General features: G+C 73.2%; 11 protein-coding genes. 1 reads left to right on the top strand and 10 read right to left on the bottom strand.

From position 1 onward, the window contains the following. Window positions 1-56 precede the first annotated feature (56 nt). The 4 genes from ACWC5C_RS30180 to ACWC5C_RS30195 all read right to left on the bottom strand — a co-directional run bounded on the left by ACWC5C_RS30180 (window position 57) and on the right by ACWC5C_RS30195 (window position 3,160). Window positions 57-620 (bottom strand): hypothetical protein, encoded by a 564-nt coding sequence (locus tag ACWC5C_RS30180; RefSeq protein ID WP_450880502.1) that lies wholly within the window; start codon window positions 618-620, stop codon window positions 57-59. A 39-nt stretch (window positions 621-659) separates the two neighbouring features. Next, window positions 660-1,247, bottom strand: coding sequence for a PspA-associated protein PspAB (gene pspAB, locus ACWC5C_RS30185; RefSeq protein WP_450880503.1), 588 nt, complete (start codon window positions 1,245-1,247; stop codon window positions 660-662). A gap of 6 nt (window positions 1,248-1,253) precedes the next feature. After that, on the bottom strand, window positions 1,254-2,162 hold the full coding sequence (gene htpX, locus ACWC5C_RS30190; protein WP_450880505.1) for a zinc metalloprotease HtpX: 909 nt from the start codon (window positions 2,160-2,162) through the stop codon (window positions 1,254-1,256). Between the two features lie 86 nt (window positions 2,163-2,248). Then, complete coding sequence (locus tag ACWC5C_RS30195; RefSeq protein ID WP_450880507.1) at window positions 2,249-3,160, bottom strand: LLM class flavin-dependent oxidoreductase; 912 nt, start codon at window positions 3,158-3,160, stop codon at window positions 2,249-2,251. Between the two features lie 115 nt (window positions 3,161-3,275). Here ACWC5C_RS30195 and ACWC5C_RS30200 point away from each other — a divergent pair, with 115 nt between their 5' ends. Then, window positions 3,276-4,157, top strand: a complete 882-nt coding sequence (locus ACWC5C_RS30200; protein WP_450880509.1) for a Cof-type HAD-IIB family hydrolase — start codon at window positions 3,276-3,278, stop codon at window positions 4,155-4,157. 56 nt (window positions 4,158-4,213) lie between these two features. Here ACWC5C_RS30200 and ACWC5C_RS30205 read toward each other — a convergent pair whose 3' ends face one another. The 6 genes from ACWC5C_RS30205 to hisC form a co-directional block, all read right to left on the bottom strand. Continuing rightward, window positions 4,214-5,059, bottom strand: a complete 846-nt coding sequence (locus ACWC5C_RS30205; RefSeq protein WP_450880511.1) for a hypothetical protein — start codon at window positions 5,057-5,059, stop codon at window positions 4,214-4,216. Window positions 5,060-5,269: 210 nt separating this feature from the next. After that, window positions 5,270-6,925 carry a sensor histidine kinase gene (locus tag ACWC5C_RS30210; protein WP_450880513.1) on the bottom strand — a complete coding sequence of 552 codons (1,656 nt, stop codon included), beginning with the start codon at window positions 6,923-6,925 and terminating at the stop codon, window positions 5,270-5,272. A gap of 61 nt (window positions 6,926-6,986) precedes the next feature. Continuing rightward, entirely contained in the window at window positions 6,987-11,099 is a 4,113-nt protein-coding gene (gene cydD, locus ACWC5C_RS30215) for a thiol reductant ABC exporter subunit CydD (protein WP_450880515.1), read from the bottom strand. Window positions 11,100-11,130: 31 nt separating this feature from the next. Further along, window positions 11,131-12,132, bottom strand: a complete 1,002-nt coding sequence (gene cydB, locus ACWC5C_RS30220; protein ID WP_450880517.1) for a cytochrome d ubiquinol oxidase subunit II — start codon at window positions 12,130-12,132, stop codon at window positions 11,131-11,133. Between the two features lie 27 nt (window positions 12,133-12,159). Further along, window positions 12,160-13,782 (bottom strand): cytochrome ubiquinol oxidase subunit I, encoded by a 1,623-nt coding sequence (locus ACWC5C_RS30225; RefSeq protein WP_450880519.1) that lies wholly within the window; start codon window positions 13,780-13,782, stop codon window positions 12,160-12,162. Window positions 13,783-13,952: 170 nt separating this feature from the next. Continuing rightward, window positions 13,953-15,032, bottom strand: coding sequence for a histidinol-phosphate transaminase (hisC, locus tag ACWC5C_RS30230; RefSeq protein ID WP_450880521.1), 1,080 nt, complete (start codon window positions 15,030-15,032; stop codon window positions 13,953-13,955). Window positions 15,033-15,415: the final 383 nt, after the last annotated feature.

Genomic DNA, 15,415 nt, shown 5'->3' on the forward strand with positions numbered 1-15,415 from the left:
TCCCTAGTCCTCGGGTCTGACATGCCCGTAAGGGGTAGGGGGCCGGTCCGGGCCCGTCACGCCCGCGCGGCGTCCGGGACGAGCCGGGCCTTGGCGCGCTCCGGGTAGCGGGCGGTGAACAGGAGGGGCAGGACGAACCCGGCGACCTGCACGGCGAGCGGCACCCAGGCGTCCAGACCGGCGGCCACCGAGGCGGCCAGCGCCGCGGCGGTCAGGGCGAAGGCGCCCGCCCAGACCGAGGAGATCACCACGTTGATCCGCCGGAACACCGCGGTGTGCCACACCTCGCGGGGGGCCTGCCGCCGGGCGATACCGGTGGTGAAGGGGTGCCCGACGGCCAGCGTCGCCGAGGCGGTGAGGGCCAGCCAGCCCATCGACAGCGCTCCGCCGTACTCCTTGAGGCCGCTGTCGGGCCGGGCGAAGGCCCAGGCGGTCAGCACCGCGAAGAACAGCACCGTGCTGGCGTTCAGGATCAGGGCGTCCGCGGCCACCCCCTCCCTGCGGTACTGGACCAGCAGCCAGCCGCCCAGCACCAGCCCGGACAGCGCGCCCCACTGCCAGCCCAGCAGCGCCACGAGGGAGAAGGCGATCCATGGGGTGAATCCGCGCAGGTAGCTCATGTCCGCCCGCGTGCCCCCGGCAGCCGCCGAAAAACTCGCTCACTGGAGGCCGGGCGCGCCCCACACCGGGAACCAGCGGCTCAGGTCCTGCTCGATCCGCAGATCGTCCCCGAGCAGCGCCCGCACCTGGAGTTCCAGCGCGTTGTCCCGCTTCTCGGCGGTGCCCGGCAGCGGTGCGAAGGGATAGAACGTGCCGCGCTTGTAGAGGTAGACGAGCGCGAGCGACCGCCCCTCCGCCTCGTGGAACCCGAGCAGCGAGCACAGCAGCTGCGGGCCGAACCCCCCGTCCTGGAGCAGCGTGTTGACTGCGTGCAGGTCGTTGACCAGGGCCGCCAGGTCGTCCGGCGGCTGCCGGGCCAGCAGCCAGGTGTAGCCGTAGCCGTCCCGGCTGAACTCCACGGGCACCCCGCCCCGGTCGGTGTCCGCGTCCAGCAGCTCCGTCACGTCCCGCTGGAGGCGGCCGAAGGCGCCGCCCTCGACGCTGGCGAAGCACACCGACCCGAGCCCCGTAGGGGTGAACCCGGCCCCCGCCTCCAGAGTGACGGCGGCCGACGGCAGCCCGAAGAGCTGGTCGAGGTCGGGCCGTACGGGCTTGCTGCGGCCGAGGATGGCGTCGAGGAATCCCATGCGCCCTCAGCCCTTCCCCGGCCCGCCGAGCTGGGCGGAGATGCGTCCGAGCTGGTCGAGCCGCCGCTCCAGCGTCGGGTGCGAGGACAGCAGCGTGCTGAGGCTCTGCCCGGAGAGCGCCGGGGCGAAGTAGAAGGCGTTGAACGGCTCGGCCTTGCGCAGATCGCGGGTCGGGATGCGGGCCATCTGCCCGGTCACCTTGGTGAGGGCTGCGGCGAGCGCCGAGGGGCGGCCGGTCAGCAGGGCACCGGCCCGGTCGGCGGACAGCTCGCGGTAGCGGGACAGCAGCCGGGTCAGCAGAAAGCTGATCGCGTAGACCACGGCGCTGACCAGCGGGATCAGCAGGACCGCGATGCCTACGTTGTTGTTGCGGCTGCTGCGGGACAGCCCGCCCCACAGGGCGGCCCGGGTCATGATGCCCGCGAGCACGCCGAGGAACGAGGCGATCGTCATGACCGCCACATCGCGGTGGGCGACATGGGACAGCTCATGGGCGAGGACGCCTTCCAGCTCGTCCGGCTCCAGCCGCCGCAGCAGCCCCGTCGTCGCGCACACCAGCGCGTTCTTCTGGCTGCGGCCGGTCGCGAACGCGTTCGGCACATCGGTGTCGGCGATCGCCACCCGAGGCTTCGGCATATCGGCCAGCGCGCACAGCCGGTCCACCGCGCCGTGCAGCTCGGGCGCCTGCTGCGGGGTGACCTCCCGGGCGCCCATGCTGAACGCCGCGATCTTGTCGCTGAACCAGAACTGCGCGATGAACAGCCCGCCCGCGATGAGCAGGATCAGCGGCCAGGCACCGCGCAGCAGCGCGATCAGCACACCGACGAAGACCACGTAGAGCAGGCCGATGAGGAACATGGTCATGACCATGCGGGTGGTCAGCCCACGGTCGGGGGCATAGCGGGTATGCGACATGGGTGCCTCCACAGTCACCGAGACGGCGAACGCCTCTCTACCCGATTCTGCTCCTTATTCCACCCTTCGCGGCATTTACGGCATCTTCAGAGAGCCGCGACCCGCTCCGCGCCCTCCGTGGCGATCTTCTCGAAGATCCCGGGGTCGGCCGCGAAGACCGAGTCGGCGATCGGCCAGTGCAGCACGATCTCGTCGATGCCCAGCCGCGCGTGCTCGCCCGCGAAGTCGACGAAGGCCTCCACCGAGCTGAGCGGACGGGTCCCGTCCGGGGTGAAGCCGGTGAGCAGGATCTTGTCCGGCCCGTCCGCTTCCCGCCCCGCCTCGGCGCAGGCCTTGCCGAGCCGCTCGACCTGGCGGCCGATGGCGGCCAGCGAATCGGCGGGCGTGCCGGTCTCGAAGAGCTTCGGATCGCCCGTGGTCACCCACGCCTGCCCGAACCGCGCCGCGAGCCGCATCCCGCGCGGGCCGGTGGCCGCGACCGCGAACGGCAGCCGGGGGCGCTGCGCGCAGCCGGGGATGTTGCGCACTTCGCGCGCGCTGTAGTGCTCGCCCTCGTAGGTCACCACGTCGTGCGTCAGCAGCCGGTCGAGCAGCTCGGTGAACTCCCCGAACCGGTCCGCCCGCTCCCGTGGCGTCCACGGCTCCTCCGCGCCGCGCAGCAGCGCCGTCGCGTCGAAACCGTTGCTGCCCGCGCCGATGCCGAGGGTGACGCGCCCGCCGGAGATGTCGTCCAGCGAGATCAGCTCCTTGGCGAGCGTCACCGGGTGCCGGAAGTTGGGGGAGGTGACCAGCGTGCCCAGCCGCAGCCGGGACGTCGCCGCGGCGGCCGCCGTCAGCGTCGGCACCGCCCCGAACCAGGGCCCGTCCCGGAAACTGCGCCAGGACAGGTGGTCGTAGGTGTACGCCGCGTGGAAACCCAGCTCCTCGGCGCGCTGCCATAGCTCCCTGCCGCCGTCGGCCCAGCGGTCGACGGGCAGGATCACGGTGCTCACTCGCATGGCGTCGAGCCTAAGCGGTGCCACTGACAGCCGTGCCACCACAGCTGCGGCCCACGGCCCGTACGGCGTGCAGGAGAGCGCCCTTCCCGCACCGATGAGCGGGCCATGCGGGAGGATGGGTGCCGTGACTCCAGCGATCGAGCAGCCCGAGAACCCGGCCCCTGACCGTTCCGCCGCCGCCACGCCCCGCCCCCGGCTGATCGCCACCGACCTCGACGGCACCCTGCTGCTGGACGACAAGACGGTCTCGGACCGCACCGTCGCGGCGCTCGCCGAGGCCGAGCGGGCGGGCATCGAGGTGTTCTTCGTCACTGGCCGCCCGGCGCGCTGGATGGACGTGGTCAGCGCCCATGTGCACGGGCACGGCCTGGCGATCTGCGCGAACGGCGCCGCCGTGGTCGACCTGCACCAGGGCGGCCTGCTGGTCGACGTCCGCCCGCTGGCCGCCGACCGGGCGCTGGCCGTCGTGGAGGCGCTGCGCCGGGCCGCGCCCGGCACGTCCTTCGCGGTCGAGCGCAGCGGCGGCATCTTCTACGAGCCGGAGTACCCGCCCTTCCACCTCGACCCGGGCGCGGTCATCGCCCCCGCCGAAAAGCTGCTCGACGACGGCTTCCCGCACGCCGACACCCCGGTCCTCAAGCTGCTCGCGCACCACAAGGAGCTGGCGCCGGACGCCTTCCTCCAGCTCGCGCGCGGCGTCGCGGGCGAGCACGGCGACTTCACCCGCTCCAGCCCGTCCGCCCTGCTGGAGGTCAGCGGACCGGGCGTCAGCAAGGCCTCCACCCTGGCCCGTTGCTGTGCCGAGCGCGGCATCGCGGCGGAGGAGGTCGTGGCGTTCGGCGACATGCCCAACGACCTGGAGATGCTGACCTGGGCGGGCACCTCGTACGCGATGGCCAACGCCCACCCGGACGTGCTCGCCGCGACCACGTACCGCACCGGCGCCAACACCGAGGACGGTGTCGCGGCCGTCATCGAGCGGATCCTGGCGCGATGAACGCCGAACCGCCCCCGGCCTTGTGGCCGGGGGCGGTTCGTTCGTCCGACGCGGATTTACCAGAAGAAGACCAGGTAGCCGTTGCCACCGGCCAGACCGGGAGCACCGGCGGAGCCGGGGGTGTTGCCGCCGGGGCCGCCGATGCCGCCGTCGCCGCCCACACTGGTGTTGGTCGGGGGAAGCTCGACGATGCCGTCGACCGCGTCCCCGCCCTCGCCGCCCAGGGCGCCGCTCTCACCGTTCTCGCCGGTGCGGTTCACCACGTAGAGGCTGTTGCAGGCGCCGGTGCCACCGGTGCCGCCGGTGCCCGGGATGCCCGGAGCGGCCGTGCCGCCGCCACCGCCCGTGCCGCCGGTACCGCCGCCCGCGATGAGCTCGACGCCGCTGCTGGAGGCCAGCGTCGTCGCCGTCCCCGGCCCACCGCTCCCACCGGCACCGCCGGGGTTGCCACCCGCCGGGCCACCGCCACCGGCGCCACCGGCGCCACCACCGGTGCCCAGGTCCACCGTGTAGGTGGCGAACGGCGTGACGGGGATGACACACCAGGTGAAGCCACCTGCCCCGCCACCACCGCCGGTGCCGCCGGTACCGGTCAGCGCCGCGCTGGCGCCGCCGCCACCACCGCCGCCACCGCCACCCGCGCCCCAGGCCTGGACGTGCACCGAGGTGACTCCGGGGGGCGCCGTGAAGGTGCCGTCCGCGGTGAACTCCTGCACCCCGTGGACGATGACCGGCGGCTTCGGCGGCTTGGGGTGGCCGCCACCGGTCAGCGGCATGTCGTCCGCCTGGGCGGGCGCCATGATCAGCAGCTGGCTGGCAATGGCCGCCGCGGTCGCGACGGAGGCGAAGAAGACCCGGCGGCGCGTCCGGGATCGCTGAGGAGTACGGCTCTGGCTGTTCACGTCATGACTTCCTTCCCCGCGTCGGGCCAAGGAGCTGCGCGGAGTGTGAAGGGATACGAAGGACCGAGCGGCCCGCGAGCCTCATCCCACCCGCGGGTCCCGCGCCGCGCACTCTGACGAGCTGCTAGTTGGACCGCGTAGGTGAGGAGTTGGGCCGCCCGGGCGATCTTCGCCGTCAGGGGATGCCGTGCCGACCTGGCAGGACGCCTCCTACAGCGGCACCTGCCAGACCACCGTCGTGCCGCCCCCGCCGGGTTCCAGGCCCGGCCCGTACATACTCGATCCGCCCAGCGCCTCCGCCCGCCGGGCCAGGTTCGCGAGCCCGCTGCGCCGTCCGCCCGCCGGAACGCCCACCCCGTCGTCCGCGACCGTCAGCCGCACCGCGGACCGCCCGTCGGCGAGCCGCGCCGTCACGTCCACGACCACCTCGATACGCGCCGCCCGGGCGTGCCGGAAGGCGTTGGACAACGCCTCGCGCAGCGCCGCGATAAGGCTGGTTCCGGCCGGTTCGCCGACCCGCGTGTCGACCGGGCCGACGAAGCTCAGCGACGGCTGGAAGCCCAGCGGCACCGCCGCCGCCCCGACCTCCCGCAGCACCCGGGTACGCAGTCCGGACGGCGCGCTCTCCGGGCCCTGCTGCAGCGCGAAGATCGCCGTCCGTATCTCCCGGATGGTGGCGCCCAGTTCCCCGGCGGCCCGTTCGACCTGTTCCCCCACCTCCGGTGACGCCTCCGCGTGGCGCCGGACGCTGTCCAGCAGCATCCCCGTCGCGAACAGCCGCTGGATGACGAGGTCGTGCAGATCGCGGGCGATCCGGTCCCGCTCCTCCAGCACCGCCAGCCGCTCCCGGTCGCGCTGCGCCTCGGCGAGCACCAGCGCGACGGCGGCCTGCGCCGCGAACTGGGTGGCGAGCCTGCGCTCGGTGGCGGTGAACGGCCGGGCGCCCCGGCCGCGCGGGGTGGCCAGCACGCCCAGCACCCGGTCGCCGCCGCTGAGCGGCAGCATCATGCTCGGCCCGTAACGGCCCAGGACCCCTGCGGCCAGCCGGGGTTCGGCGGGCGGCTCGTCGATGAAGACCGGCTCCCCGGCCAGCAGCCGCGGCACGGCGGGGGAGCGGGCCGGGACGACCGCGCCGAGCAGCGCGGCCCCCTCCGGAGGGTTCGCGGCGTCGACGGCCACGATCTCCAGCCCGCCGCCGCCCTCCTCCGGCACCAGCACGATGCCCGCCGCCGAACCGGCCAGCTGACGGGCCTTCTCCGCGACGACGACCAGGGCGTCCTCGGCGTCGCCGGACAGCAGGGAGTGGGTGACGGCCACCGAACCGTCGATCCACCGCTCGCGCTGCCGCGTCGCCTCGTGGAAGCGGGCGTTGCCGATGGCGATGCCCGCCTCCGTCGCCAGCACCTTGACCAGGTGCAGATCGGGCACGCTGAACTCCCCGCCGTCCCGCTTCTCGGCGAGGCACAGATGGCCGAAGACCTCGTCCCCGACCCGGATCGGCACCCCGAGGAAGGACCGCGGCAGCGGATCGGCCGACAGCGGCCCCGCCCCGGCGGACGGCCCGGCGAGCAGCGTGCCGCACCGCTCCCGGTCCGCCTCGGTCGCCCCGTACGTGACGACGTCGGCGAGCCCCTGACCCGCCGCGTCGTTCACGCCGATCGCCGCGCAACGGGCGCCCGCCAGCTCGGCCGCGGTCTCGGCGATCCGGTCGAGGACCACGTGCGGTTCCAGGCCGGTGCCGATGGAGCGCATCGCCTCCAGCAGCCGGGGAACGCGCGCGGTCAGCTCGGTGGACAGCCCCTGGAGCCCACGGGTCGCCTCCGCGGCGATGTCCAGGGGATCCGGTGAGGGTGCCGAGGCCGCCATGGTCCGAGCGTAATGAATCGCTTTTGCCCGGGAAAGCGGAGTTCTTCCCGCCGGGATCCGGTCAGACGGTGGCGCCCGAACGTACCGGGACCGCCTCCGCCGCCTCCCGCTCCAGCATCCGGCGGAACGGCCCGTCCGCCACGGCCAGTTCTCCGTACGTACCGCGCTGTACGGCCCGGCCGCCGTCGAGCACGATCACCTCGTCGACCGCCTCCAGGCCCGCGAGCCGGTGGGTGATCAGTACGGTCGTGACGCCCCGGGTCGCCGTCAGCAGATCGGCGGTCAGCGCGTCGGCCGTCGGCAGGTCCAGGTGCTCGGCGGGTTCGTCCAGCACCAGCACCGGGAAGTCCGCCAGCAGCGCGCGGGCCAGCGCGAGCCGCTGCCGCTGGCCGCCGGAGAGGCGGGCGCCCAGCTCGCCGACGTGGGTGTCGAGACCGTCCGGCAGCCCGTCCACCCACTCCAGCAGCCGGGCGGCGGCCAGCGACGTGCGCAGCTCCTCCTCGCTCGCACCGGGGCGGGCGAGGCGCAGGTTCTCCCGCAGCGAGCTGTCGAAGATGTGCGCGTCCTGGGCGCACAGCCCGACCAGCCGCCGCACCGCGTCGCCGTCCACGGCCGCCGCGTCCCGGCCCGCCAGGGTGTACGTACCGTCCTCGGCGTCCAGGAAGCGCAGCAGCACCTGGGCCAGCGTGGTCTTGCCGGAACCGGACGGGCCGACGACCGCGACCCGGCGGCCCGGACGCAGCTCCAGGTCGAACCCGTCCAGCGCGCGGGTGCGCTGCCCCGCGTGGCGCGCCGACAGCCCGCGCACCACCAGCGGAAAGGCCGACGAGGGTGGCTCCTCGGCGCCGCCGTCCCGTACCGGGAGCGGCGCGTCGATCACCTCGTACACCCGCTCCGCGGCCCGCCGCACCCGCTGCCGGTGCTGCACCGCGAGCGGCAGCCCGGCGACCGCCTCGAAGGCGGCCAGCGGCGTCAGCACCACGACGGCCAGCCACACCCCGTGAAGCCGCCCCTCGGCCACCGCCCCGACCCCCGCCCATGCCGCGACGGCCACGGTCAGGCCGCAGACCAGGTCGGACAGCCCGGCGCCCGCGCCGGTGGCGGCGGCGCCCCGCCGGGCGATCCCGGTGAGCACCCCGTCGGCCCGGCGCACCGCGTCCAGCCGACGCGGCAGCGCGCCCGCCACCGTCAGCTCGGCGGTCCCGGCCAGCAGATCCACCACCCGCGCCGACAGCGCGCCACGCGCGGGCGACAACCGGCGCTCCGCGCGCCGGGCGAGCGCGCCCGACACGGCGGGCACCCCGGCCCCGGCCACCAGCAGCCCGACCGCGAGCACGGCCCCGGCCTCGGGCAGCACCCAGGCGGTGAACCCGACCGAGGCGGCGCTCACGACCACCGCCGCGCCGACCGGCAGCAGCCAGCGCAGGAAGTAGTCCTGCACGGCGTCCACGTCGGCCACCAGCCGGGAGAGCAGATCCCCGCGCCGGGTCTCCTTGAGCCCCGCGGGCGCCAGCCGCTCCAGCCGCCGGTAGACGGCGACCCGCAGCTCGGCCAGCACCCGGAGCACCGCGTCGTGCGAGACCAGCCGCTCGGCGTACCGGAAGACGGCCCGCCCGATCCCGAACGCCCGCGTCGCGGTGACCGCCACCATCAGATACAGCACCGGCGGCTGCTGCGACGCCCGCGAGATCAGCCACCCGGAGACGGCCATGAGCCCCACGGCACTGAGCAGCGCGAGACTCCCGAGCGACAACGCCAGCAAAAACCGCCCCCGCCCACCGCGAGCAGCCCCCCGAACCCGACCCATCACGCCAGGCACCCCCACCGCCCCGGCATAGCCCGCCCCGGGAGGCGCAGCTGCGGCCGCTCTCGCGGCGGACCCGTCGCCCCCGCCGGTCCGTTCCCACCCACGCGGGCTGTCGGTACCGGCCTCGCGTTCACCTTCCGCCACAGGCCGCGCCAGGTCACCGGACCCGTCGCCAGTGGCGTCCGAGCAGCCCACCTCCGGCGAGGCGGCAACGGCGGGCCCGGCACCCGACGCAGCCGCACCGCCGGTCACCACGCGCCCCGCCTCGGCGCGGGCAGGCCCGGCCGTCCCTGCGGCAGACACGGCGCCACCCCCGACCCCATCAGCCCCGGCCTCGCACTCGCCGTCTACCGCGCGCCGCGCCGGATCACCGGCCCCGGTCCGGCCCGCGCCATCCGGACCGTCCTCCGCCGACTCCCCCGGCGCCGCACCGCGCGCCTCGCCACACGCAGGCGCGTCGTCCGTCACCACCCGCGCCTCGGTGCGCGCGGGCTCGGCCGTCCGTGCCGCCGATACGGCGCCACCGGCTCGCCCGAGCGCACCGTCTCCAGCAGCCTGCGCCGACGCCCCAACGCCTGCGGCAGCCCCGCCGTCGGCGCGCCGCACGGACAGGGCCCCGGCCCCCGGGGCACCCATGTCCGCCGCAACGCGCACTGCGTCGCCCGGCTCGGCCCGGCCCCCGCCGATCGCGCGGTGGCCGCGGCTGGCCGCAGGGCCGGAGGGGGCTGCGGGGCCCGATAGGGGGATGACGCGGGTGGCCAGGGGGAGGAGGGCCGGGCGGTGGATGACCAGGAGGACCGTACGGCCCTCGGCCAGGCGCCGCACCGCGTCGACGACCGCCGCCTCCGTCGCGCCGTCCAGGTTCGCGGTGGGCTCGTCGAGCAGCAGGACCGGGCGGTCGGCCAGGAAGGCGCGGGCCAGGGCGATGCGCTGACGCTGGCCCGCGGACAGGCCCGCGCCCATCTCGCCGAGCCGGGTCTCGGCCCCGTCCGGCAGGGCGGAGACGAAGCCGAGGGCGTCGGCCTGGCGCAGGGCCTCGCGCACGGCGGTGTCGTCGGCGTCGGGCCGCGCCAGCCGTACGTTGTCCGCGATGCTCCCGGCGAACAGATACGGCCGCTGCGGCACCCAGGCGATCTGGCGGCGCCAGCTCTCCGGGGCGAGCGACGCCAGATCGCGGCCGCCGACGAGCACCCGGCCCCCGGACGGTTCGGCGAAGCCCAGCACGGCGTTCAGCAGGGTCGTCTTGCCCGCGCCGCTCACGCCGGTGATCGCCACCGTCTCGCCGGGGCGGACCTCGAACGAGACCGGAGTCAGGGAGGGGGCGGTGCGCCCGGGGTGACGTACCGTCAGTCCGTCGACCGTGAGCGCGGCGCCCCGGGCGTCGGGCGCGGGCGACGTACCGGCGGCGGCCGGTTCCCGCTCCAGCACGGCGAACGCCTCGTCCGCCGCGGCGAGCCCCTCCGCCGCCGCGTGGTACTGCGCGCCCACCTGCCGCAGCGGCAGATACGCCTCGGGCGCGAGGACGAGCACCATCAGCCCGGTGTAGAGGTCCAGTTCGCCGTGGACGAGCCGCATGCCGATGCCGACCGCGACCAGCGCGACGGACAGCGTGGACAGCAGCTCCAGGGCGAAGGAGGACAGGAAGGCCAGCCGCAGTGTCTTCAGCGTGGCCCGCCGGTAGTCGGCGGTGATGGAGCGGATCGCGGCGGCCTGGGCCTTGGCGCGGCCGAAGACCTTGAGGGTCGGCAGCCCGGCGACGACGTCGAGGAAGTGGCCGGACAGCCGGGACAGCAGCCGCCACTGGCGGTCCATCCGCGACTGCGTCGCCCAGCCGATGAGCATCATGAACAGCGGGATCAGCGGCAGGGTGACGACGATGACCACCGCCGAGACCCAGTCGGCGGTGACGATCCGGGCGAGCACCGCCGCCGGAACCACCACCGCCAGCCCCAGCTGCGGCAGATAGCGGGCGAAGTAGTCGTCCAGCGCGTCGATGCCCCGGGTGGCGAGGGTGGTGAGTTCGCCGGTGCGCTGGGAGTCCAGCCAGCCCGGCCCGAGCCGTACCGCCCGGTCCAGCAGCCGCAGCCGCAGCTCAGACTTGACCGCGGCGCTCGCCCGATGCGCGGCCAGCTCGGTCAGCCAGGAGACGGCGGCCCGGCCCCCGGCGACCAGCGCCAGCCAGATCAGCGGTGCGGTCAGGGCGCCGACGCCCTCGTCCCGCTGGAACGCGCCCACCACGATCTCGGCGATCAGCATGGCCTGCGCGATGACGAGCCCGGCCCCGGCGAGCCCCAGCGCCACGGAGGCCGCCAGGAAGAACCGGGTCGCCCGCGCGTACCGGAGCAGTCGCGGATCGATTGGTTTCACGTGAAACACACCACCTGAGGCAGCAGTCGCGTCAGTGCGCGGCGGGGATGTGCTGGGTCCCGATGCGCTTGCGGAAGACCCAGTACGTCCACGCCTGGTAGGCCATGATCAGCGGCATCATGATGACCCCGACCCACGTCATGATCTTCAACGGATAGGCGCTGGCGGCCGCGTTCGCCGCCGTCAGGCTCCACTCCGGGTTCAGCGAGGACGGCATGACGTCCGGGAAGAGCGCCAGGAAGAGCATCGCGACCGACGCCGCGATGGCCGCCCCGGACAGGCCGAACGCCCAGCCCTCACGCCCGCGCGCGTTCATCACCAGCGCCGCGGCCAGCGCCACCACCGCGAGGACCACCGCGACCAGGCTGCGCCCGTTGCCGCTGTCGGCCTGCGTCCAGCCCAGGAACGCGAGCGCGGCCACGGCCGCGACGGGGCCCAGCCAGGCCGCGTACCGGCGCGACCGCACCCGGATGTCCCCGGCCGTCTTGAGCGCGGCGAAGACCGCCCCGTGGAAGGTGAACAGCACGAGCGTGACGACGCCGCCGAGCAGGGCGTACGGGGTGATCAGGTCGCCCAGGCCGCCCGCGTAGTTCTTGTCCCGGCCGATCGGCACCCCGTGCACCATGTTGGCGAAGATCGCGCCCCACAGGAACGCGGGGATCAGCGAGCACCAGAAGATCGTGTGCTCCCAGTTGCGCTGCCAGCGGTCCTCACCGCGCTTGTGCCGGTACTCGAAGGCGACACCGCGCAGGATCAGGCAGACCAGGATGGCCAGCAGCGGCAGGTAGAAGCCGCTGAAGAGGGTCGCGTACCAGTCGGGGAAGGCGGCGAACGTGGCACCGGCGGCGGTGATCAGCCAGACCTCGTTGCCGTCCCACACCGGCCCGATGGTGTTGATCAGCACACGGCGCTCGGTGCGGTCCCGGGCGAGCAGCTTGGTCAGCACGCCGATACCGAAGTCGAAGCCTTCGAGGAAGAAGTAGCCGGTCCACAGGAAGGCGATCAGCAGGAACCAGAAGTCGTGAAGGTGCATGAGTCTCTCCGGCCGTCAGTACGCGCGTCAGTACGCGAAGGTCAGCGGCTTGTCGGCGTCGTCCTCCGCGGCGGACCCGCCACCGGGGCCGCCGGGGCCGCCGGGACCGCCCGGTCCGCCCGGCCCGCCCGAGGGCAGCCGCAGCTTCGGGTCCACGGCGGGCGGCTTCTCGTCGGTGTCCGGCCCGGCCTTGGCGTACTTGGCCAGCAGCCGCACCTCGATCACGGCGAGCACGCCGTACAGCAGCGTGAAGACGCCGAGGGAGATGAGGACCTCGGTCTGGCTGACGCCGGGGGAGACCGCGTCGGAGGTCTTCATCAGCCCGTACACCGCCCAGGGCTGACGGCCCATCTCGGTGAAGATCCAGCCGAAGGAGTTGGCGATCAGCGGGAACCCCATGGTGAGGATGCCGATCCGCCAGGACCACTTGGTGAGCAGCGGGCTCATCTCGCGCTTCTTGGTGAGCATGAGCCGGGGGACCTCGTCGTCGGCGGTGCGGAAGGCGGGGTCGAGCCAGCGCTTCTTGCGGGTCGTCCACAGCCCGATGACACCGGCGGCGAACGAGGTCATGCCGAAGCCGATCATCAGCCGGAAGCCCCAGAAGGTCATGAAGATGCTGGGGATGTAGTCCTCGGGCTGGCCCCCGTAGGCGGCGGCCTCCTTCTGGGCGATGTCGTTGATGCCGGGGACGGCGTCGGTGAAGTTGCTGTGCGCGAGGAAGGAGAGCGCCGCGGGGACCTCCAGCTCGACGCTGTTGTGCCCCTCGCTGACGTCGCCCACCGCGAAGACGGAGAAGGGCGCGGGCGCCTTGGTGTCCCACAGCGCCTCCGCCGAGGCCATCTTCATCGGCTGCTGCTCGAACATCACCTTGCCGAGCGAGTCACCGCTGATCGCCGTACCCAGTCCGGCGACGACGGCCACGATCAGACCGACCCGCAGGCTGGCCCGCATCGCCCCGATCTGCTTCTTGTCCTTCTCGCCCGGCTCCTCGCCGCGCAGCTGCTTGCGCTTCGCCCGCCACAGGTGCAGGGAGGCGATGCCGACGATGAAGGCGCCGCCGGTGAGGAAGGCGGCGGTGAGGGTGTGGAAGACCACGACCAGGGTGGTGTCCTGGGTCAGCACCGCCCAGATGTCGGTCAGCCGGGCCTTTCCGGTGGCCTTGTCGATGGCGTAGCCGGTCGGGTGCTGCATCCAGGAGTTGGCGGCGAGGATGAAGTACGAGGACAGGACGGTGCCGAGCGAGACGATCCAGATGCAGGCGCAGTGGATCTTCTTCGGCAGCCTGTCCCAGCCGAATATCCACAGGCCGATGAAGGTGGACTCGAAGAAGAACGCGAGCAGCGCCTCCATCGCGAGCGGGGCGCCGAAGACATCACCGACGAAGCGCGAGTAGTCGGACCAGTTCATGCCGAACTGGAACTCCTGGACGATGCCGGTGACGACACCCATCGCGATGTTGATCAGGAAGAGCTTGCCCCAGAACTTGGTGGCGTGGAAGTACTTCTCCTTGCCCGTGCGGACCCAGGCGGTTTCCAGCCCGGCGGTGATCGCCGCGAGAGAGATCGTCAGGGGGACGAAGAGGAAGTGGTAGACGGTCGTGATCCCGAACTGCCATCGCGCCAGCGTCTCCGGCGCCAGAGCCAGCTCCACGTGAATCTCTCCTTACGGTCTTGCTGTGCCGCTCCCCGAAGCGAGCTTGTGAACGTATTCACATTCACAAGCAATAATACGCACACGGATTCGCCCCCTCTCACCTGGGGGTGGGAGGGGGCGAATGGGACACGTCTGGGTATCCTTCGCTGCTCAGCGGCAGCCCGCGCTCACAGCTCCTTGCGGAACTCCTCGGCGGCCCGCAGGAAGAGGTCGTTCGCCTCCCGCTCGCCGATCGTCACGCGCGTCCCCTCGCCCGCGAACGGCCGTACGACCACGCCCGCCGCCTCGCACGCCGCCGCGAAGTCGGCCGTACGCTCCCCCAGCCGCAGCCAGACGAAGTTCGCGTGCGAGTCCGGCACCGTCCAGCCCTGGCCGGTCAGCGCCCCGGCCACCCGCGCCCGCTCGGCCACCAGCGCCTCGACCCGCTCGCGCAGCGCGTCCTCGCTGTGCAGCGAGGCGACCGCGGCGTCCTGGGCGAGCTGGCTCACACCGAAGGGGACCGCGGTCTTGCGCAGCGCCGCGGCGACCGGCTCATGGGCGATCGCGAAGCCGACCCGCAGCCCGGCCAGGCCGTACGCCTTGGAGAAGGTGCGCAGGACGCAGACGTTCGACCGGTCGCGGTAGAGGTCGACGCCATTGGGGACCTGGTCGTCCCGGATGAACTCGATGTACGCCTCGTCCAGCACCACCAGCACATCGGACGGCACCCGGTCCAGGAACCGCTCCAGCTCCGCCCGGCGCACCACGGTGCTGGTCGGATTGTTGGGGTTACAGACGAAAATCAGCCGGGTGCGGTCGGTGATGGCCTCCGCCATCGCGTCCAGGTCGTGGACCTCCGCGTCGGTCAGCGGGACCCGCACCGCGGTCGCGCCCGCGATCTGAGTGATGATCGGATATGCCTCGAAGGACCGCCAGGCGTAGATCACCTCATCCCCCGGCCCGGCCGTCGACTGGACGATCTGCTGGGCCAGCCCTACCGACCCCGTCCCGGTGGCCAGATGCTCCAGCGGTACGTCGAACCGGCTCGCCAGCTCGGCGATCAGCGCGGTGCAGGCGAGGTCGGGGTAGCGGTTGAAGGACGCGGCGGCGTTCGCCACCGTCTCCAGCACCCCGGCCAGCGGCGGATACGGATTCTCGTTGGAGGACAGCTTGAAGGAGCTGGGTCCGTTCCCGGCGGCCGGCTTACCGGGCTTGTACGTCGGAACCCCGTCCAGCGCGGCGCGCAGCTTGGGGTTCTTCTCACTCACCGGCAGTCCTCCTCGGCCCGTCCCTTCGGCTCCGTGCGCAGGCTTCGCACACGGCAATAGTGCACACCTTATGAGGATTGCCCCGCCCCGCGTCACCCGCCGGGGCGCCCGCGTACCCGCCGGCGGCGCCCGCGTACCCGCGAAGGGGGAGCGCCCCGCTCATTCGCGCGCGCCGGTGGCGAGCGCCGTAGCGCGCATCACTCGTGCAGGTGAGTTGAGACCTCTTCGAGACATCGAGCAATCGCCAGGCGTGGATATGCCAGAGGCGACCAGACCCCTCCCCGACACCCCAACTGGCTTCACTTCCAAGGGAATTGGCCTGAGCGCTCATGCAGAAACGTGCCTTCCGAATACCGATGGCGGAATCGCGCAGACCGGGCACT

The organism is Streptomyces sp. NPDC001700 (assembly GCF_053596435.1).

Excerpts from the sequence above, each read along its gene's own strand:
- ACWC5C_RS30180 (WP_450880502.1), bottom strand. The coding sequence starts at position 620 with ATGAGCTACCTGCGCGGATTCACCCCATGGATCGCCTTCTCCCTCGTG.
- ACWC5C_RS30200 (WP_450880509.1), top strand. The coding sequence starts at position 3,276 with ATGGGTGCCGTGACTCCAGCGATCGAGCAGCCCGAGAACCCGGCCCCT.
- cydB (WP_450880517.1), bottom strand. The coding sequence starts at position 12,132 with ATGCACCTTCACGACTTCTGGTTCCTGCTGATCGCCTTCCTGTGGACC.
- ACWC5C_RS30210 (WP_450880513.1), bottom strand. The coding sequence starts at position 6,925 with ATGGCGGCCTCGGCACCCTCACCGGATCCCCTGGACATCGCCGCGGAG.
- ACWC5C_RS30195 (WP_450880507.1), bottom strand. The coding sequence starts at position 3,160 with ATGCGAGTGAGCACCGTGATCCTGCCCGTCGACCGCTGGGCCGACGGC.
- htpX (WP_450880505.1), bottom strand. The coding sequence starts at position 2,162 with ATGTCGCATACCCGCTATGCCCCCGACCGTGGGCTGACCACCCGCATG.
- pspAB (WP_450880503.1), bottom strand. The coding sequence starts at position 1,247 with ATGGGATTCCTCGACGCCATCCTCGGCCGCAGCAAGCCCGTACGGCCC.